We start from the raw sequence: 562 nt of genomic DNA, 5'->3' as shown, positions 1-562 counted from the left end.
TTCGGAGGCGGTAGTGCTCGAAGTTCCGGAACCCACGGGCAATACGGCGGCCGAGTTCGATGATCCCGTTGATGGCCTCCGTGCCGCCGTTGCTCGCGCCGTCGGTATCGAAGTAGGCCAGGATCGCCTTCTTCCAGCGGCGCAGCGTCTTCCCCAGCCTCGCGATCTCGGGGATCGGGCAAGATGGCAGCCTGTCGATGAGTCGCTCGGCGAGCCGACGTCCCTGGGCGGGTGTGGGCTGGTGGAACGAGTCTCGGAGGTCCTGCGCGCACTGGTAGGCGACCTCGACCGCGACGTGAGCGGGGTGAGCGGAGAACGCCCGGGCCAGGCGGTTCTGCTGGCGCGTAGTGAGACGATCACGCCCGGCGCGGAGGACGTGCCGGATCCCGAAAAGAGGTTCGCCCTTGCGGCCGCGGTGGCCGAGGGTCTCCTGCTGAATTCGGCGGCGGACGTCATCGACCACAGCGCCGGCGAGCTTGACGATGTGGAAGGCGTCCAGCACACAGATGGCGTCCTCGAGCTGGTCATCGATCGCGTTCTTGTATCCCTGGAACGGGTCCAG

1 protein-coding gene is annotated in these 562 nt (G+C 67.1%); it reads right to left on the bottom strand.

Annotated elements, in window-relative coordinates; translation table 11 throughout:
- The coding region (locus tag INT49_RS20905) for a transposase (protein WP_193119640.1) at positions 1-562 on the bottom strand (562 nt) is incomplete at both ends.

This window comes from Brachybacterium tyrofermentans, assembly GCF_014897585.1.
In the GTDB taxonomy this organism is placed as follows: Bacteria; Actinomycetota; Actinomycetes; order Actinomycetales; family Dermabacteraceae; genus Brachybacterium; species Brachybacterium tyrofermentans.
Note: the sequence above shows the minus strand (reverse complement) of the source record. Positions and strands in the feature narration are given on the sequence as shown.